Raw genomic sequence first — 18707 nt, 5'->3', positions numbered from 1 at the left:
ACCCCTTGTAGACGACGAGGTAGATAGGTTCGGGGTGGAAGCACGGCAACGTGTGGAGCTGACGAATACTAATCGGTCGAGGGCTTATCCAAAAAGCACATGAAGATGATCAGCGGCTTGGTTTCGATCCAGTTTTCAGGGCGCAAGCCTTGAGAAATGAATACGTTTGGTGATGATGGCGGAAGGGAACCACGCGTACCCATACCGAACACGACCGTTAAGCCTTCCAGCGTCGATGGTACTTGGACCGCAGGGTCCCGGGAGAGTAGAACGTCGCCAAGCGATATTCCCCGATAGCTCAGTTGGTAGAGCACTCGACTGTTAATCGAGTTGTCACAGGTTCGAGTCCTGTTCGGGGAGCCATCTATTCCATAAAGTAATCTCATAGAAATACATATTATCGGGGCCCGTTGGTCAAGGGGTTAAGACACCTCCCTTTCACGGAGGTAACAGGGGTTCGAATCCCCTACGGGTCATTATGTGAACGCTTAGCTCAGCTGGGAGAGCATTACCTTGACAGGGTAAGGGTCGGCGGTTCGATCCCGTCAGCGTTCACCATATCCTATCGCGGGGTGGAGCAGTCCGGTAGCTCGTCGGGCTCATAACCCGAAGGCCGCAGGTTCAAATCCTGCCCCCGCAACCAATACGCGGAAGTGGCTCAGGGGTAGAGCATCGCCTTGCCAAGGCGAGGGTCGCGGGTTCGAATCCCGTCTTCCGCTTCAGTAATGAATTTGGAGATCAGGATGAGAACCCAAATGGGTTCGTCGGAGTATCAACTTGGTTAGGAATACTCCGCAGTCTCGGAGTGTAACGGAGAGTATCCCGTCTTCCGCTCCATCGTCAATATGTGCCCTTAGCTCAGCTGGATAGAGCGTTTGACTACGAATCAAAAGGTCGGGAGTTCGAATCTCTCAGGGCACGTAGTGAAACAAAGTGAACTGAGATAGATGAGAAGGGTAAGAGTTCGTCGGAGCTCTGCTACGGTAGGAATCACATCACAGTCGGCCTGAAGGGCCGCATCTCTCAGGGCACGTAGTGAACTTAAGTATGATGAGAGTGTCGGTGCTGCAAGTTTTCGTAGAAAGCACATTGCTTCAGAAGGCTAGCGTTGCAATCTGTTGAAATGCTGCATTCTTAGGACACTAAGCGATCCATTTAAAATCGTGTGGAAAGCCGCAGCGGTACAAGTCCGTCTACCGGCATAAAATATATTATCGGGACGTAGCTCAGCTTGGTAGAGCACCTGGTTTGGGACCAGGGGGTCGCATGTTCGAATCGTGTCGTCCCGACCATTATTTTTAGATAAAAGATAAGCTGCGTATACACGCAGCTTTTATGTTTTTATATATGTCTGTTTATTCAGTCTTGATACAACATATATTACTGTGTACTATACTGACCTCTATTGCGCTGATTTTCAAACTAACCGATGCCGCGCCCCCCCTGGTTTCGCACCTGCCCGCTGGCTGCAGTCGCCCTCCCACAAAAAAGATGCCGTCCGAAGAGGACGGCATCTTCCATAGATATTAAGCTTTCTTCACTGACCATAAGGATTCGATTTCCTCGAGGGATTTGCCCTTTGTTTCGGGTACAATGCGCCAGGTGAAAATGAAAGTGAACAAAGACATCGCGCCAAAGATCCAGAAGGTAATCGCCGGCCCTGCGGAACTCAGCAGGGGTGGAAACGACTGGGATACAACGTAATCCGCCGCCCACAGCGCCATGGCCGCAATCGCCGTAGCTTTCCCGCGGATACGGTTCGGGAAAATTTCGGACATAATCACCCATACGACCGGCCCCAGAGAGATGGCGAAGGAGGCCACATAAAGCAAAATAAAGATCAATACCACTGGCCCGAAGGTATTACCCGTGTGAAAAGCCAAGCCTATAACAAGCAGGCACAGCGTCATTGAGGACGAACCGACCAGCAGCAGTACTTTGCGCCCAACTTTGTCAATCAGCCACAAGGCCAGAATGGTGGAAAGAAAATTGATCAAACCGACCAGAATGGTCTGGATCAGCGAGGCATTCGTACCTGCGCCTGTTGCTTTGAAAATTTCGGGGGCATAATACATAATGGCGTTAATTCCTGTGATCTGCTGAAGAATAGCCAGCCCTACCCCTACAATCAAGGCGATCCGCAGCCCGGGATTAAACAGCTGCCGGATCGATCCGCTTTCCTGCTTGAACGATTCCTTGATATCCAATACTTCCTGTCTGGCCAAATCTTCGCCATGAATCCTCAGCAGAATCGGCAGCGCTTCTACCGGTCTTCCCTGCTTGATTAGCCATCTGGGGCTTTCAGGTACGAAGAAGAGCAGAACCAGGAACAGGAATCCGGGAATGGCGCCTACGCCGAACATCCACCGCCAAGCTGTGGAGATTTGCCAAGCTTCGTCTCCGGATCCGGCAATCCACAAATTCACGAAATACGTAAGAAAAATGCCGGTAACGATGGCCAGCTGGTTCAGTGCGACCAGACGGCCCCGGTATTTGGCGGGTGCAATTTCCGCATTATAGAGCGGACATAAGGTGGATGTAATACCGATGCCGATTCCGCCGATGATCCGGGCAACAATATAACCGGTGAAAGTTGCCGGGATAGCGGAGCCGATCGAGCCGATGATAAAAAGAATCGCTGCGAAGATCAGCACTTTTTTCCGGCCAAAGCTGTCGCTCAGCACACCGGAGGCTGCAGCTCCGACAATACAACCGATAATTAGACTGGAAACGGCCCAGCCGACCTGCAGATTGTTTAAGTGAAATTTTTGTTCCATAAAACCAATCGCACCGGATACCACAGCCGTATCGAATCCGAATAATAAACCACCCAAGGCGGCAACCATGGAAACAAGCGTTACAAACTTTATGCTTACTTGTTCATTCGGTTTGTTGATCGTCAATTCCAAGTTTCTTATCTCCCTTCCAACATTCCGTTTTTTATATATCCCTTGGTTTGACTTTGACCTTGTCTCTTGTTCAGAAACGAACTTCATTATATCATGGGGAGCTTTGGACTAAGGGAGAAATCACCTTCACTAATCTGTGGTCTTTCCGCATTTAATTTGCACGAGCCGCTTTTTTTCGTGATTTGATGAAAAACTAGCACATTCTTGTCCTGCAAACATAAAAAAATCCATGCGTAATAGACATGGACGTTAAGATGAAGCCTTATCTGGATTGGCCGCGATACTCGGTCGGCGTAACGCCGGTGATTTTTTTGAAGACCCGGCTAAAATAGTTCGGGTCTTTATACCCTACCATAAAGCAGATTTCCTTAAGGCTCAAATGATCCGAAGCCATCAGCTCTTTGGCTTTAGCAATTCGCAAACCGGTGACAAAATCAATAAACGTTTCTCCAAACCGCTGTTTAAATATTTTGCTGAAATAATGGGGATTCAGATGGACGAAGTCCGCCACTTCTTCAAGGGATAGATCCTCGGTGTATTTTCCCTGTATATAGTTCTTGGCTCTTTCCAGAACGGTCAAGGTTTGCTGTTCGCGTTCTTCACGGATTCGCTGCAAAGCGGAAATGACGTAGGAGCGGTGAGGCGTTTCCATGGTTAAAGGCGACTTTTCCCGCTCGGAGATTCCATGGCCGCCTCCATGCTTCAACTCGTCAAAGTGGCATACCGTTCCGCCGTGTTCATAATAGGTAGATGCAAAAACCGCTTCAAAATAAGATTTGCGCAGTCCTTCCGTCCCGTTCCGGGCTGTTCCGATGCCGACTGAAACCGCCAAATCGAGCTGACGATCAGCCAAAGCACACAGCTTTTCTCCATACCGTTTCGTTTCCTCTTTCCATTGGTCATCCTGGATCCCGGGTGTTTTTCGCATGAAAATCGCCATATGACGGTCAATCAATGAGCTGACAATGCAGGTCGCTCCATGCGTCTTGGCGTAGCTGCGGATAATATCGTATATCTTCTTCTTGTCCAGAGTATAAACGTCCTCCGGAAAAGCGACCACGACCGCACAGCCTTGATCGAGAGGAAAGTCGAGCCAATCGGACAACTCCTCGACGCCCGTATCCAAAATTTGATCGACCATGAACATGAGCGCCAGCTCATTTTCTACCATCGGCAGCAGCTGCGATACTTTGTGCCTGAGTTCCAGTTCATCCGTTCGCTTGCGCTTCTCTAGCTCCAACTCCCCGACCAGCTGTTCGAGCGTTTTAACCACTTGTTCGCGCCGAACCGGTTTGACGAGGTATTCTTTGACGCCGAGCGAAAGCGCCTCTTTGGCATAAGCAAAATAATCATAGGCCGTGACCAGCACAAACTTCGTATCCGGAAGACGTTCCTTGATTTCCCGTATGGCCGCCAGCCCCTGGATACCGGGCATATTCACATCCATCATCACGATATGCGGACGATACTCCTCGGCCCGCTCTATAGCCATCCGGCCATTCTCGGCATGGATAACCTGGAATGTATCCGGCAGCATATGCTGAATGATCCATTCCAGTCCTTCCCGTTCCAAATCCTCGTCATCCGTGATCAATAGCCGATACATGTTTTGGAGCCACCTTCCTTTCGATAGGGAATGATCATCGTCACCGTTGTTCCTTTTCCCGGCTCGCTATCAATGTCGACAAGCGCTTGCTGTCCGTAAAATAACTGCAGCCGTTTGAACACATTTCGGGTTCCGATGCCTGCAGAGTTCTTTTTATCGCTCTCCGCTTCCATCCGCAGTAATGCCTGTCTGACTTCCTCACTCATTCCGCTCCCGTTGTCAGATACCGTGATGCGTATACCTTCCGGAGCACGCACAATGTGAAGACGGATGACGGCTCCTTTCTCCATGCCTCCAATCCCGTGTACGAACGCATTTTCTACAATGGGTTGAAGCGTCAGGGAGGGAATGGGCTCCTGCAGCACGGATTCGTCGATATCCATCTCGATGCGGATCCGGTCCCGAAAACGGGCCTTTTGAATCGTAATGTATTCCTTCACGTTTTCAAGCTCATCCTGAAGGGTGACCGGCTGATCGAGATTGCGCAAATTATAGCGCAGGAGATTCGACATGGAGATGATCAGATCACTTGTTTTTTCCGCACCTTCCAGCAGAGCCAGTTTGGAGAGCACGTTAAGCGAATTAAACAGAAAGTGGGGGTTTATCTGGCTTTGCAGCGCCTGCAGCTCTAATTCTTTGACCAACCGGTCTTTTTCCAGACTTTCTTTGTCTTTTTCGATCAACATTTTCAGATCGGTCGACATTTGCTTGAAGGCATTCGATAATAATCCCAGTTCATCGCTCGAGCGAATTGGCGCAGGATCTACAGGCAGGTTTCCCTTGGACATCTGTTTGGCCATATCGACAAGGCGGCCGACAGGAACGGTAATGCTGCGGGAAATCCAGACCGCAAGCACGATGCTCAACAGCGTATTGATGACGAAGACGGCCGCGCCCAAACGGTTCATGAGCGCATTCTCATTTTGAATTTGCTTGTAGACCGGCTGATAGTAGCCGAGCTCCAAATCGACGAGACGCTGCGCCTCCTCACGGATAAAACCGGTCGTCTTCTCCGCCTCCCCGTAGTGGTCCAGCGCGGCGCGCGGCGACTGGGCTTCCGCTGCGGCGAGTGCGGCCTGCTCCTGCTCCAGAAGTGTGTCCAGCATATGCACGTAGCCCGTCAGTGTCGAAGCAGGGAGAGAGGGGCTTGTTTTTGCGATAAAATCGGCGCGAATATGCTGCAGCTTGGTCCGCATTTGCCCCAGTTCGGCTCCGCTGCTTCCGCCGGGGTTGACCAGATAGCCGTAAAGCAGCCTGAGCGTGTCCTCGGACGTCTGAGCGGATTGTTTATATAACAGGATGCGGTCCATCATTACATCGTAGCTTTGCCGCACGATTTTTCCGCTCTCAAATAAAAAGAATGTGACCGAATTGGCCAGCAGCACCAGCAATGGAATAAACACCAGCAATTTTTGTCGAATGGTCATCGGCAGCTTCCTCCGGCTCCGTTACCGGCCGTATTCCGGTCGAGCACAGCGATCGCGGTATAATGCTGCCGTTGCAAATTATTTCCTTGGAAATAATCGTTCAGCATCGATACGGCATGATATCCCATTTCATGAGGCTGCTGTACAATCGTCGACATAATCCTGCACTGCCGGATGCCTTCCTTTGTTTCCTCCAAATCGTCGAATGCGAAAATACTCACTCCCTGCGGAATGACACGTTCGACAGCTTCCATCATTCCCGGTCCGTCCAGCGCGCTGAAACCGACCAGATACCGGATTTGGGGATGACTCAGAAGCATTTCTTCCGTTTGTCCCGCCGCCTGGAGCCGGGAGATATTCGACGAGCGCACATCGACAATGGCAAGCTCCGGATAGCGGCTGATGACCGAGCGGAAGCCTTCGAGCCGCATCCGCTGATTGTCCGCCTCCGCTTTACCGAGCAGTACACCTATACTGCCCTGACCTCCCGCCGCTTGTACAACAAGCTCGCCCATTTTTTTCCCTGCTTCCAGATTATCCGTGCCTACATAAGACAGTCTCCGACTTCCCGGTTCATCCGTATCCACGGTAATCACGGGAATTCCTTGGTTCATGGCCTTGTCAATCAGCGTCCGATAGTAAGGATCATTGATTCCCTGGATCAACACCGCGTCGGCTTTGGCGGCAATCGATTTCTCCAACAGCTTGATCTGCTCTGCCGGATTGATTCGGAACGGCCCCATATATTCGAGAGTCATTCCGTATGCCGCGGCCGCTTCCTTTGCTCCTTGCTCTACGGCCCGCCAGAACGGATTGTCCAGCTCTTGGGAGATTAACACGACATGCCGTGTGTCTATAACCACACCACCCGATTTTAAGGGCTGAACCAGCTCGCGGATGCGCAGCGCAGATAACAAAAAGCTCAAAAGCAGGCAGGCGAACAGGATAAAAAGAAGGAGAATTCCCAGATTCCATTTGCGATTCGACATTTGCAGCTCCTTTGGAACGTTCAGATATACGCTCATTATACAAAAACCTTGAAGCCAAACCAAAATGGCTTCGGCGGGACGAACCTTTTGTCTTATGAAGAATGGATTTGGAACCCATCCATGCTCAGAAGAGGCTTGGATCGTATTTTTTACTTTCTTTTTGGTAAATTAACGATAGGTTTACCCGAAAGTTACCGGGTCAGGTGAATCTGGTATAATGAAAGTATAGATTGAAGTGAAAAAGAGTGATCGGATGACCGGTTTCAGGAATAAATTAAGAAATATAAGTTTAAGAAATAAACTTATTGCTGTTTTTTCATGCTTTATTGTGATTCCTTTTGTGATCATCGGCGGGACCTTGTCCTGGCTGTATGTGGATTCCAATCGGAGTATGATTTTGGACGCGGCAGTAGAAAATAACAAGCAAATTGTGAAAAATATGGACAGCTCTCTAAATCCATTATTACGGTTGGCGATGTATCCCGAGCATGATCCGAGCATCTTTCAAATTATGCGCAAGGATTATACCGCGTATCCTTATCCCCTGTATGAAAGGCAGAAGGATTTTGAAACGGTGGGCGGGATTATTAGAAACAGCATGCTGCTCTATACCGATTTGATTGAATCGGTTGTGATTTACCAAAGCAAAAATCATATCGTCATCGGCAGAAGCAACGACGATTACATGGATCATCATTATTTGGAGCATGAATTTTATCATGAACCGTTTGTACAAAACATTTTGCAGAACAAGGGACGATATGTTCCTGTCGGCATTCATCCCGAAAAATTGCTGTCTTTTCATGAAAAACCTGTTGTCTCGATCGGCCGGGCGATCATGGACCCTTATACGAAAGAAAATCTCGGGCTGATTCTGTTGAACGTCGGGGTCGATCAACTGAAAACATTATGGAGTGACATTCAATTTACGGAGCATACCCGTTTCTACCTGATCGATGAAAATGAAAATGTAGTGTACAGCAAAAACAGCAGCGAGATAGGCAAACCTTCAGCCGATGTACTGGGCCAGGATATGGCGGGCATCGGCGGAGAGGAACAAGAAACAAGAGAGAGCAAAGATCATTATTTAATCACTTCCACTTCCACCATCACCCCTTGGAAAGCTGTTACGCTGATTCCGAAGGATGAATTGTTTGGTTTTGTGGATATTATCGTAAGAACGATTGTTATTTCGTTGATCCTGCTGCTTGGATTGTCCATCGTTGCTTCGATTTATGTCGCTACGAGCATCACGAAGCCCCTTTCGGTTTTAAATGAGAAAATGAAGCTGGTCTCGCAGGGGAACCTGGACGTCGCCATCGACATTCAGCATGGGGAAGTAGGCAGAATCAGCATCACTATTGACCGCATGTTAAAGGAAATACGAAGGCTGATTCAGAGGATATATAAGGAAGAACAAGAAAAGCGGCAGCTTGAGCTTGTAGCGCTGCAATCGCAAATCCGGCCCCACTTTATGTACAACACCTTGAATGTTATCAAATGGATGGCCAAGATCCAGGGGGCAACCGGGATTGAAGAGGCGCTGACCGCGTTTTCCTCGGTGATTAAATTTACGGCCAAAACCGAGAGCGATTACGTCACCATCAGGGAGGAAGTCGAATTTATTCAAAACTACACGAAAATTCTGGACTTCCGTTATCTGAATAAATTTGAAGTTTTTTATGCCATCGATCCGAATGTACTTGAATACAAGACATTGAAGTTTCTTCTCCAGCCCTTGGTCGAAAATGCAATCTTTCACGGGTTCGATGAAATTCCGTATAAAGGGAAGCTGGAGATTCGAATCAATGAGGAAGCAGGCCGCATCATCATGCTCGTAACGGATAACGGAAGAGGGATGTCCAAGGCGGAGCAGCAGGAGCTTGAACAAGGAAGTGCGGCGGATCAGATGAATTCGATCGGCATCAAAAATATACGCAAAAGAATAGAGCTTCATTACGGGGAAGGCTATGGTTTATGGATCACAAGCGGGGAGAACAGCGGAACGACAGCAAAAATCGTGATTCCCGTCATTAAGAATGGAAAATCGGGTGAGTTTGAATGAGAGTCTTAATTGTGGATGATGAACCATTGGTCCGAATCGGACTTAAATCGGCCATCCGCTGGGAAGCGGGCGGAATGGAAATCGTGGGCGAAGCGGCTGACGGCGAAGAAGCCATGAAGCTGATTCTGGAACGAAAGCCGGATGCCATCATCCTGGATATCAAAATGCCGAAAAAAGACGGCCTTGAAGTGCTGGCTGAAATGAAAAAAATCGGAATTGAAGCCAAGGTGATCATCTTAAGCAGCTTTGATGACTTCACTTTGGTCAAAAAAGCCATGAAGCTGGGGGCATCGGATTATTTTCATAAGCCTGGTATGAATGAATTTGAAATCGAAAGCGCGCTGCAAAAAATAAAGGAGGAGATGGAAAGCCACCGGCATGCCGCAGATGACGTTCTAAACCGCTCGCCTCATGCCAAAGACGTCATCCTTCGAGCATGGCTTCATGGGAATACAGAGGGGATCCGGCAAACGAGATTAAAGGAAGGCAACATGTATGTTCTATTGTTTAGCATCAAAAAGTATGCGCAGGTCGTAAAACGATATACGAAAGATAATGCAGCTATACTGCCCAATACGATTTCGAATATTTTATCCGAGCTTCTGTCTAAAGAGAAAGAAGTGGAATTTGTACAGATCGAGGACAACTTGTTTGCCGTCTTCGTAAGCCATAGTGAAATCAAGAGCATGCAGGCCTCCTTTGCCCATGTGAACGATATCGTCTATCTGATCAGTTCTTCTCTGAAGCGGTTTGTGAATATCGATACGGTTTTTGGGGTTAGTGACATATTTCAAACCTATGATGAGGGTAAACAAGCAGCTGCACAAGCCAAGCAGGCATTGGAACGGAAGTTTTATCATCCAAGTGACCCGCTGTTTTATTATCAAAATCGAAACGAAGAGATGGAAGCATCCCTTGAACAGGTCAATCATTATATTGTAGCCATGAAAAACGGGCTAAAGGAAGAGAAGTACGATGAATTCGCGCTTAATTTAGCGGAATGGGAGCAGTATCTGCAAAATAAAGAGTGTATGAACGAAAAGGATGTCCATAAAATTTATCAGGGCTTGCTGTTTATGATGGAGGACGGCGAGGAATATTTGGAGAATGGAAACCTATTGGAGGAAATTGAGGATTTTAATGAACTGTCATCTTACTATCACGCGCGGTTTAATGAAAAACTGGAGGCCCGGATCTCCCAAAAAAATAAAGAGTACAGCCCGCTGATCCGCAATATCATGCAGTATATCGAAACCCATTATAAAGAAAATATATCCCTGAAAAGCCTCGGTGATCATTTCCATGTCAGCGCCAATTATATAAGCAGACTATTTAAACAAGAAGTGAACAGAGGGCTGTTTGATTATATTAATGAAATCCGCATTGAGAAAGCCAAAGAGCTGTTAAAGGATTACCGGTACAAAATATATGAGGTGGCGGAGCTGGTCGGCTTCAACAGTCAGGTTCATTTTGCGATCGTCTTTCATAAATACGTGGGGATGGCTCCGAAAGAATACAGGAAAGAAAAGGTTTGATTTTATTAAAGAAAAGTAAAAAATAATAATAAAAAGCCATCCTCCCGACAATGAACTACAATTGAAAGTACATTTTGTTAAATTAATCATCATTTGATTAATTTTTTTTTTGCCCCAATTTCGTTACCATCAAATTAGCATTAAGGATAAAACAATGATTTGGGGGAGTTGATATGATGAAAAGGCTTACGGGTATTATGCTGTTATCCTTCATATTGATCGCCGGTTTGGCGGCATGCGGCAGTGATGACAGCAGCAATCAAGCGGGAGATACTCCAAAGAAGACGACGATCACGATGGGATTTTGGGGAGCGGCCCAGGACCTGAAAGTATATCAGGATGCTGCGGCTTCCATCTCGGAAACCTATCCGAATATTGAGCTGAAAATTAAGCAGTATCCGAGCAGCGAGCAATTCTGGAACATCCTTCCCGGAGAAATTGCGGCCGGCGTAGCGCCGGATTTCATTAAAATCTCCAACGAAGGGGCCAATGAATATATCAGTAAAGATTTGTTCGCTTCATTGGATGAGCTGATTCCTGCCGCAGGCATCGATATGAATCGTTTCACGCCTGCTTCATTGGATATCTGGAAAAAAGACGGAAAACAATATGGCATTCCTAATATCAGTATGCCGGCCATGTTCTTTATTAACGAAGACCTGTGGAAAAAAGCAGGGCTTGGCGACTATCCGAAAACATGGGATGAAGTAGAAGCTGCCGCAAAAAAATTGAAGACCGACGATGTATATGGAATTACCATCAATCTGGACGCCTATCACATTACGAACTACGTGAAAAGCTACGGCGGCGATTGGGGCGGCGGAAAAACGATCAACTCCCCGGAAAACGTTCAAGCCTTGCAGAAGATCTTTGATATGTATAAAGAAGGCTTAGCCGTAACTCCGAAGTCGTTAGGTTACGGATGGGATGGAGAGGTATTTGCTAACGGCAAAGCGGCCATGACTACAGGCGGTTATTGGTACAAAGGATATTTGAAAGACGCGAATCCGAATCTGAAATATGCAGCCGTGCCGGTACCGAAAGGAACGGTGGAGGGCAGCACCATGATCTCGGATGCCTATGTGGTCTTAAAAGATGCCAAAAACAAGGAAGCGGCCCTGCAAGCTGCCTACTATTTGACGAATGACAAGACGCAGACGGAATTTTTGAAGCTTGGGTTTAACCCGGCCATTCCAAGTCTTTCTGCTCAATATTTTGAAGAAAATCCGGAGTTCAAAGCGGTGGAGCCTGCTCTAGAGTACAGCACCGATTTCAATTATCCGACAGAAACCAAGAAATTCATTGACGAGCTGGTTAAACAGCTGGAGGGATCGATTCTGGGCGGAACGAATAAATCGCCAAAAGAGATTCTCGACAGCGTTCAGCAACAATTTAAATAGTCCATCTGTTCCCGTTTCCGTCCGAGAAACGGGAACACTTTTATAATCGTTTTTTTTAACCAAATTTTGAGAATTCAGGAGGGTCATGATGGCTTCCTATGAGAATAGAAGCGTAAGTATAGGGCGAAATCGCCCCCCCAAGCAGTCATGGTTTCGTATGATTGCCGATTCGGATATGGTTGTCGGCTGGCTGTTCAGCTTACCGTTCCTGGTTCTGTGGGGATGGTGGTTTTTATATCCATTCGTGCAGTCCTTCGTAAGAAGTTTTCAGGAGGTAAGCTTCACGGCTTTAGACAAAGCCAAATTTATCGGATTACAAAACTATATTCAAATTTTGAACGATCCTGAATTTTACCGGGCGGTACTTCACTCCCTGCAGATCGTTGTGATCGCCGTGCCGGTTCAAACGCTGCTGGGATTGCTCATGGCGATTCTGGTGAACCAGAAAATCAAAGGAAAAGGCATTTTTAGAACGGTCTTTTTTATCCCTTATATCACCTCTCAAATTGCGATTACGACCGTGTTTATGATGCTGTTTAAAAAAGGGACCTTCGTTACCGAATTTTTCTCTCTGTTTGGCTTCGGGAATGTGACCTGGTTTGCCGATACGAACTATGCCCTTCTATTCGTCAGTATTCTGTTTATATTTCAACAATGCGGATTCAGTATGATCGTTTATTTGTCCGCGCTCCAGGAAGTTCCTAAAGATTTATATGAAGCGGGTCAAATGGACGGCGCATCCAAATGGGCTCAATTTCGTTATATTACGGTTCCTTATTTAAAGCCGATCACGTTTTTTGTCGTTTCCGTCGCTACCATTCTAGGCTTTCAAATCTACGACCAGATTGCCGCGATTTCCAGATATGGGGCGTTAGGCTCGCCTGCCGGAGCAACCAGTACGGTCGTTACTTATTTCTATCAGCATGGTATCCGTTATATGAACATCGGCTACGGAAGCGCCGCGGTTGTCTTGTTCTTCTTCATTATTATGATCATTACCTTCCTTCAGAAAAAATGGTTGGACGATAAGGGGTGACACTGGTGCAGATCAATAAAAAATTCACTTTGCTGGGCATTTATGCCGTCATTACGATCGTTGGATGCATGTTCATCCTGCCTTTCGCCTATACGTTGTACACCTCTTTCGTTCCGATGCAGTACGTGAATAAAATAACGGGAATTTCGAACTGGACGTTGGATAATTACAAATTATTTTTTACGAATGAGGCTTACAACGTGCCCAAATGGTTCTTGAATACGGTCATTATGACGGGGATCGTCATTATCGGGAATTTGATGATTAATCCGATGGCCGGCTTTGCTCTTGCGAAGCTGGATTTTGCGGGAAAAAAAATCATCTATTGGATTGTCGTGGCCACCATGATGGTTCCCTATCACATGATCCTGATACCGGTATACGTTAATATGGCGCAGATTGGCTGGTTAAACTCTTTTGCGGCATTAACGGTTCCGTTTCTGTATCAATGTCTGTACATTTTCATGATGAGACAATTTTTTATCAGCGTACCGAACGAGTTCATTGAAGCGGCAAGGCTGGATGGATTGACGAAAATGGGGGCTTTCTGGCGCATTGTGTATCCTTTGGCCAAATCCCCGCTCATTACGATGTCGATCCTGGCGTTTGCAGGGACCTGGAACAGTTACCTGATCCCAAGCACCTTGGCTAACAGCCCGGATAAATATGTGCTCGTGGTGGGGCTCAACAGCGTGAAAGATATGTTTTTTGAAAATACGCCGCTGATCATGGCGGGGGTTGTTTTATCTATGCTGCCGATTTTGATCTTCTTCTTTTTCTTCCAGAAGCAATACATGGAGGGCATATCCAGCTCCGGGGTCAAAGGATAACCAGGGGACAGGATCGGATGAAGGATTTCATAATCTGGTTATCATCGTCAATAAATTCATACGGAATGAGGCTTAGTCCATGGAATACAGTGTGATTAAAGAAGGCGACTTGTTTTTTCTGACGGATAAAAATGGAGAACTCACGGAAAATAATGAAAAGGGTTATGGCCTGTACACGAAAGATACCCGGTTCTTAAGCCGGATGGAACTGTTCGTCGATGGCGAGAAGCCTTCCCTGCTCTCATCATCGGCTAATCGAAGCTACTTCGCATCCATTCGGTTAATGAAGGATCGAAAGGATGAGGGAGCCATTGAAATTCATCGGGAGCGCTTTATATACGACGGGGTATTGTATGAAAGAGTGTCGTTAACGAACTTCTTTCCCCAAGCCGTCTCCTTTGATTTCTCGGCTGCCTTCGACGCCGATTTTCAGGATATGTTCATTGTCCGGAAGTACCGAACAGGGGAAGTCGGGAAGATTATCGGAAAGGTCACGGGTGAGCGGACCTTGTCGATCCGTTACCAAGGCGCGGATGACATGCTAAGAGAGACCTGCATCCGTTGGGATCAGAACGAGTCGGAAGTGGATGCCGACGGTATTGTCCATTATTCCATGACATTGGAACCCAAAGAAATAAAGCAGATTTGCTTCTTCATCATTCCCGTATTGGAGCAGAAATGGCCTGTTCTTCTTTCCTTTGAAGAAGGCTTGAAGCGTCTCGAAGCGTCATATGAACAATGGTACCGCGAGACGTCCCGTGTAACGACGAATGCCGATGTGTTTAACGGTTTATACCGGCGCGGGGTACAGGATTTGCGTATGTTAATGACCGACGTCGGATATGGAGAAACGCCTGTGGCCGGGCTGCCCTGGTTTGCGGTTCCCTTTGGAAGAGACAGTCTCATCACCTCTTTGTTTATGCTCCCGTTAAATCCGGAGAAGGTCAAGGGAACCCTGAGAACATTGGCCGCCTACCAAGGGGATTCTGTGGATGCTTGGCGGGACGAGCAGCCCGGAAAAATCATGCACGAAATCCGCTTTGGAGAACTGGTGAATACGCATCAGTCGCCTTTCGGCCCTTATTATGGATCGGTTGATTCCACACCTTTGTTTTTAGTATTATTAGGTGAATATGTTCGTTGGACGGGGGATCTTTCGATCGTTGAGGAATTAAAACCGAACGTTGCACGCGCGCTCGATTGGATTGACCGTGGAATCGAAGCGGGCTCGGGCTTTTTAACTTATCACCAGGAAGCGGAAAGGGGATTTCCTAACCAGGGCTGGAAGGATTCGAGCAACTCGATCGTTCACGCCTCCGGAGAGTATGCGAGATCGCCGATCGCTTTGGCCGAAGTGCAGGGCTACGTCTATCAGGCCAAGAAAAGCTTGGCGCCGATTTTTGAACGGATGGGTGAAATGGCGCTTGCAGAGAAGCTGGTCCAAGATGCCGAAGCGTTCCGAGCGAGGTTCGAACAGGCCTTTTGGATGGAGAATGAGAATTTCTACGCCATCGCACTCGACAAGGACCGGCGGCAAGTCCAATCCGTGACATCCAATCCGGGACATTTATTAATGACAGGTTTGCCGGCTGCCTCCCGTGCGGACCGGATCGCCAAGCGCCTGGTTGCCGATGACATGTTCAGCGGATTTGGCATTCGCACGATGAGTACGGAAGCCGCGGGCTATTATCCGATGAGCTACCACAATGGAAGCGTATGGCCGCATGATAACGGGATGATTCTGCTCGGGTTAAGCCGTTTGGGCTATAAGAAAGAAGCGGGAAAGGTCATCTCAAGCCTGCTTGCGGCATCCCGGTTCTTCGAATATCAGCGTCTGCCCGAATTGTTCTGCGGACATGGCTCGGAGCTCGGGTATCCCGTACCGTATCCAACCACTTGCTCTCCGCAAGCATGGGCGGCCGGGACCGCGATTGTTTTTATGCAGGCGTTGCTCGGATTACACCCGAACGCGCTGAAGAAGGAGATCCGTATCGATCCGTTTTTGCCGGAGATGATTGACGAGCTGCTGGCCGAGCATATTCCTATTGGCGCGGGGCATCTTTCTTTGAAGGTAACCCGAAGCCGGAGCGGTTCGGACCCGGTCAAGGTTGAGATTCTGGAGAATACGACTGGCTTTGAACTGATTCATTCATCGAAGTAAAACAAAGTGAGAGAGTGGGAGCATGAAAAAAACATGGTGGAAAGAAGCGGTCGTCTATCAGGTGTATTGGAGAAGCTTTTATGATACCGATGGAGACGGCTATGGGGATTTAGAGGGAGTCATTCAAAAGTTGGATTATATTCGCGAGCTTGGCGCCGATGTCATTTGGCTGAATCCGTGCTACGGCTCTCCTGATGTCGATAACGGTTACGATATTTCCGATTACCGGTCCATTATGCCCAAAGCAGGAACCATGGATACTTTCGACAGACTTCTCCAAGAGGTTCACGCCCGCGGTATGAAGCTCATTATGGATTTGGTCGTGAATCATACGTCCGACCGGCATCCGTGGTTTGTGGAATCGCGATCGTCCAAGGATCATCCGAAAAGAGACTATTATATCTGGCGGAAGGAGCCTAATAACTGGAGATCGTATTTTACGCCTTCGGCATGGGAATATGATGAAAAGACAGGGGAATATTATTTCCATTCTTTTGCCGTTGAACAGCCTGATTTAAACTGGGAAAACCCGAAGGTCAGGGAAGAAATTTACGACATGATGCGTTTTTGGCTGGATAAAGGAATCGACGGATTCCGGATGGATGTCATAAATCTTCTCGCCAAACAAGCTGGTTTTCCTGATGCGGAGAATCCCGACAACATTTCTTATTTGGGAAATAATCCGGGGATCCATGAATATCTCCAAGAGATGCATGAGAAGGTTTTGAAGCATTACGATATTTTTACCGTGGGGGAAATTCCGTTTGTGACTCCGGAGGACGGGGTGCTTTACGTTGGAGAAGACCGCGGCGAGCTGCATACCTTGTTCCATTTTGAAGTGTGCGATTATATGGCGCATTGGGACATACTGCGGTTCAAGGATATTCAGAAAAGATGGTACGATGGCATGTGGGGAAAAGGCTGGAATTCGCAATTCTTAAATAACCATGACCACACCAGACTCGTTACCAGATTCGGCAACGATACGACGTATCGTGTGGAATCCGCCAAATGCTTCGCGACTCTGCTGCATACGCTGCCGGGGATGCCGTACATTTACCAAGGGGAAGAAATCGGGATGACCGGCGTCCGCTTCGATTCCATTGACGATTACAACGATATCGCGATGAAAAATAAATATAGGGAAGAAGTAGAGAAGGGAAGAGATCCCAAAGAAGTCTTTGAAAGTCTGCTTCATCTGTCAAGGGACAATTCAAGAACGCCCGTGCAGTGGGACGATTCGGAGAACGCCGGGTTTACGAGCGGCACGCCATGGATTAAGGTGAATCCCAATTATAAGGAAATTAACGTGGCCGCGGCTTTGGCCGATCCGAATTCGGTGTTTTATTACTACAAAAAGCTCATTCAGCTGAGAAAAGCTCATGAAGTGATGGTTTATGGAAGCTATGAGCCGCTGCTTGAGGATCATGAGCAAATATACGCTTACCTGCGCGAGCTCGACGGCGAGAAATGGCTTGTCGTTCTGAATATCTCGGATCAGCCAGCCGTCTGTGAGCTTCCTGCATCCGTCATTTCATATCCAAGGGAGCTGTTGATCGCGAATTACCGGGAGCAGGCGAATCCAAGCGATGAATGGCAGCTGAGGCCCTATGAGTCCAGAGTATACCGATTGAAATCATCTTAACGCAATAACCTTTATCGGGGATCTGAACGAATCGGTTCAATCCCGATGAAGGTTGGACAATCGCCGGCTATTCCGTTATCGGAATGGCCGGCGATCTTTTTGAGCGGAGAATGATTTGCGGGGCAGGCTGTAAACGGGGAGTTCGGCTTAGTTCAACTTCATGGCCGAAGCGAATATAGGCTTTGTAAAGCGAAGTTCGTTCGTGCGTTCGAATGCATATCCGGCCTTTAAAAGGGTGCCTTCATCCAATGCCTTACCGATGAGCTGCAAGCCGACGGGAAGTCCATTGCTGAATCCGCAAGGGATCGTTAAGCTGGGCAGGCCGGTCAAGTTGCTCGGTGAAGTCAAACGAATCAAATCGTCGGTTACATCGGATTCGATTCCATTGACTATAGAAGTGTTGGCTCCGAAGCTTATACCCATCGGTCAAAGATTTTTATCAAAAGGTTGCTGCCTTACATGGGCATGAATAAAAGTGGAGAACGTGAAGAATCATCCGAGGCGCTGCAAACTTGCGGCGCTTCTTTGGGTTTTCAATGAATCTATCACGCAAAAAAACATATTGTATTACTATTCAATTTGTATTACAATATGACTTAGTTGGTTGTGAAAACGCTTAAAAACCAAAACATTAGGGGGGTGATTGCGTGGTAAAAAATAATGCCAGCGTTTACATGGGCTTACTGATGCTGCTTTTTTCGGCCGTTATTTTTTGTCAGTCTCTTCAATTGGATTATTACACCGACACGGGTCCCGGTCCTGGGTTTTTTCCGCTTTGGTTAAGCGGAGGATTAGGCATTTTCTCTTTATCCTATATCGTAAGCTCTTTCAAGGAAAAAATTGCTTTTTCAGAAATTCTTCCGACGGGAAGCGGTTTATGGAATGTCGTCACTTTAGTGGGTTCACTTGTTTTTTTTCTTTTGACCGTTGAATATTTAGGTTTTCTTATGGCCTGTACGATCATGCTGTTTTTTATCCTGAGGAGATTATTTACATGGTATTCGGGTCTTATGATCTCCATAGCGATTTCCTTATGCTTATTTGTAGTATTTCACATATTTCTCGGGGTCCCGCTTCCGGTGAATGCCTTGGGATGGTAGGAGG

The 18707-nt window shown here is 47.5% G+C and carries 13 protein-coding genes, 7 tRNA genes and 2 rRNA genes; 17 read left to right on the top strand and 5 right to left on the bottom strand.

Annotated elements, in window-relative coordinates; genetic code table 11:
- The 9 genes from BLT35_RS11850 to BLT35_RS11810 all read left to right on the top strand — a co-directional run.
- Window positions 1-92 (top strand): 23S ribosomal RNA (locus BLT35_RS11850); the annotation flags it as partial.
- 73 nt (window positions 93-165) lie between these two features.
- A 5S ribosomal RNA gene (rrf, locus tag BLT35_RS11845) occupies window positions 166-282 on the top strand.
- 5 nt (window positions 283-287) lie between these two features.
- A tRNA-Asn gene (locus BLT35_RS11840) sits at window positions 288-363 on the top strand.
- 41 nt (window positions 364-404) lie between these two features.
- Window positions 405-476 (top strand) — tRNA-Glu (locus BLT35_RS11835).
- A gap of 6 nt (window positions 477-482) precedes the next feature.
- Window positions 483-558: transfer RNA gene (locus tag BLT35_RS11830), tRNA-Val, on the top strand.
- Window positions 559-566: 8 nt separating this feature from the next.
- Window positions 567-643, top strand: a tRNA-Met gene (locus BLT35_RS11825).
- Window positions 644-647: 4 nt separating this feature from the next.
- Window positions 648-719, top strand: a tRNA-Gly gene (locus BLT35_RS11820).
- Between the two features lie 128 nt (window positions 720-847).
- Window positions 848-921 (top strand) — tRNA-Arg (locus tag BLT35_RS11815).
- Window positions 922-1215: 294 nt separating this feature from the next.
- Window positions 1216-1292, top strand: a tRNA-Pro gene (locus BLT35_RS11810).
- A gap of 234 nt (window positions 1293-1526) precedes the next feature.
- Here the strand turns inward: BLT35_RS11810 and BLT35_RS11805 are convergent.
- From BLT35_RS11805 to BLT35_RS11790, 4 genes are all read right to left on the bottom strand, one after another.
- Window positions 1527-2996, bottom strand: coding sequence for a sugar porter family MFS transporter (locus BLT35_RS11805; protein ID WP_074728111.1), 1470 nt, complete (start codon window positions 2994-2996; stop codon window positions 1527-1529).
- Between the two features lie 175 nt (window positions 2997-3171).
- Window positions 3172-4515, bottom strand: coding sequence for an AraC family transcriptional regulator (locus BLT35_RS11800; RefSeq protein WP_074728109.1), 1344 nt, complete (start codon window positions 4513-4515; stop codon window positions 3172-3174).
- On the bottom strand, window positions 4500-5942 hold the full coding sequence (locus tag BLT35_RS11795; RefSeq protein ID WP_074728106.1) for a sensor histidine kinase: 1443 nt from the start codon (window positions 5940-5942) through the stop codon (window positions 4500-4502). Before BLT35_RS11795 ends, BLT35_RS11800 begins: the two co-directional genes overlap by 16 nt.
- Window positions 5939-6931 (bottom strand): sugar-binding protein, encoded by a 993-nt coding sequence (locus tag BLT35_RS11790; protein ID WP_074728104.1) that lies wholly within the window; start codon window positions 6929-6931, stop codon window positions 5939-5941. The genes BLT35_RS11795 and BLT35_RS11790 overlap by 4 nt, the downstream gene beginning before the upstream one ends.
- Window positions 6932-7259: 328 nt before the next feature.
- Between BLT35_RS11790 and BLT35_RS11780 the strand changes: the two genes are divergently transcribed.
- The 7 genes from BLT35_RS11780 (at window position 7260) to BLT35_RS11750 (ending at window position 17603) form a co-directional block, all read left to right on the top strand.
- A complete protein-coding gene (locus tag BLT35_RS11780; RefSeq protein ID WP_367888788.1) occupies window positions 7260-8996 on the top strand; it encodes a sensor histidine kinase in 1737 nt (578 codons plus the stop codon).
- Window positions 8993-10531: a response regulator transcription factor gene (locus BLT35_RS11775; protein WP_074728100.1), complete on the top strand. Its 1539-nt coding sequence runs from the start codon at window positions 8993-8995 to the stop codon at window positions 10529-10531. Before BLT35_RS11780 ends, BLT35_RS11775 begins: the two co-directional genes overlap by 4 nt.
- A gap of 173 nt (window positions 10532-10704) precedes the next feature.
- The gene (locus BLT35_RS11770; protein WP_139170810.1) at window positions 10705-11931 is read left to right on the top strand and encodes an ABC transporter substrate-binding protein; all 1227 of its coding nucleotides are present in this window, start codon (window positions 10705-10707) and stop codon (window positions 11929-11931) included.
- An 88-nt stretch (window positions 11932-12019) separates the two neighbouring features.
- Window positions 12020-12967, top strand: coding sequence for a carbohydrate ABC transporter permease (locus BLT35_RS11765; RefSeq protein WP_074728098.1), 948 nt, complete (start codon window positions 12020-12022; stop codon window positions 12965-12967).
- A 5-nt stretch (window positions 12968-12972) separates the two neighbouring features.
- Window positions 12973-13797, top strand: coding sequence for a carbohydrate ABC transporter permease (locus BLT35_RS11760; protein WP_062406276.1), 825 nt, complete (start codon window positions 12973-12975; stop codon window positions 13795-13797).
- A 79-nt stretch (window positions 13798-13876) separates the two neighbouring features.
- Window positions 13877-15958 carry an amylo-alpha-1,6-glucosidase gene (locus tag BLT35_RS11755; RefSeq protein ID WP_062406278.1) on the top strand — a complete coding sequence of 694 codons (2082 nt, stop codon included), beginning with the start codon at window positions 13877-13879 and terminating at the stop codon, window positions 15956-15958.
- A gap of 22 nt (window positions 15959-15980) precedes the next feature.
- Window positions 15981-17603, top strand: a complete 1623-nt coding sequence (locus BLT35_RS11750) for a glycoside hydrolase family 13 protein (protein ID WP_074728095.1) — start codon at window positions 15981-15983, stop codon at window positions 17601-17603.
- Window positions 17604-17750: 147 nt separating this feature from the next.
- On the opposite strand, the gene BLT35_RS11745 is transcribed toward BLT35_RS11750, so the two are convergent.
- Complete coding sequence (locus BLT35_RS11745) at window positions 17751-18026, bottom strand: amidase family protein (RefSeq protein ID WP_062406281.1); 276 nt, start codon at window positions 18024-18026, stop codon at window positions 17751-17753.
- 224 nt (window positions 18027-18250) lie between these two features.
- On the opposite strand from BLT35_RS11745, the gene BLT35_RS11740 reads away from it, so the two are divergent.
- Window positions 18251-18703, top strand: coding sequence for a tripartite tricarboxylate transporter TctB family protein (locus BLT35_RS11740; RefSeq protein WP_062406283.1), 453 nt, complete (start codon window positions 18251-18253; stop codon window positions 18701-18703).
- Window positions 18704-18707: the final 4 nt, after the last annotated feature.

This window comes from Paenibacillus naphthalenovorans (assembly GCF_900099895.1).
GTDB classification, from domain to species: Bacteria; Bacillota; Bacilli; order Paenibacillales; family NBRC-103111; genus Paenibacillus_G; species Paenibacillus_G naphthalenovorans.
Note: the sequence above shows the minus strand (reverse complement) of the source record. Positions and strands in the feature narration are given on the sequence as shown.

Excerpts from the sequence above, each read along its gene's own strand:
- BLT35_RS11775 (WP_074728100.1), top strand. The coding sequence starts at position 8,993 with ATGAGAGTCTTAATTGTGGATGATGAACCATTGGTCCGAATCGGACTT.
- BLT35_RS11745 (WP_062406281.1), bottom strand. The coding sequence starts at position 18,026 with ATGGGTATAAGCTTCGGAGCCAACACTTCTATAGTCAATGGAATCGAA.
- BLT35_RS11765 (WP_074728098.1), top strand. The coding sequence starts at position 12,020 with ATGGCTTCCTATGAGAATAGAAGCGTAAGTATAGGGCGAAATCGCCCC.
- BLT35_RS11755 (WP_062406278.1), top strand. The coding sequence starts at position 13,877 with ATGGAATACAGTGTGATTAAAGAAGGCGACTTGTTTTTTCTGACGGAT.
- BLT35_RS11790 (WP_074728104.1), bottom strand. The coding sequence starts at position 6,931 with ATGTCGAATCGCAAATGGAATCTGGGAATTCTCCTTCTTTTTATCCTG.
- BLT35_RS11795 (WP_074728106.1), bottom strand. The coding sequence starts at position 5,942 with ATGACCATTCGACAAAAATTGCTGGTGTTTATTCCATTGCTGGTGCTG.
- BLT35_RS11800 (WP_074728109.1), bottom strand. The coding sequence starts at position 4,515 with ATGTATCGGCTATTGATCACGGATGACGAGGATTTGGAACGGGAAGGA.
- BLT35_RS11770 (WP_139170810.1), top strand. The coding sequence starts at position 10,705 with ATGATGAAAAGGCTTACGGGTATTATGCTGTTATCCTTCATATTGATC.
- BLT35_RS11750 (WP_074728095.1), top strand. The coding sequence starts at position 15,981 with ATGAAAAAAACATGGTGGAAAGAAGCGGTCGTCTATCAGGTGTATTGG.
- BLT35_RS11805 (WP_074728111.1), bottom strand. The coding sequence starts at position 2,996 with ATGAAGTTCGTTTCTGAACAAGAGACAAGGTCAAAGTCAAACCAAGGG.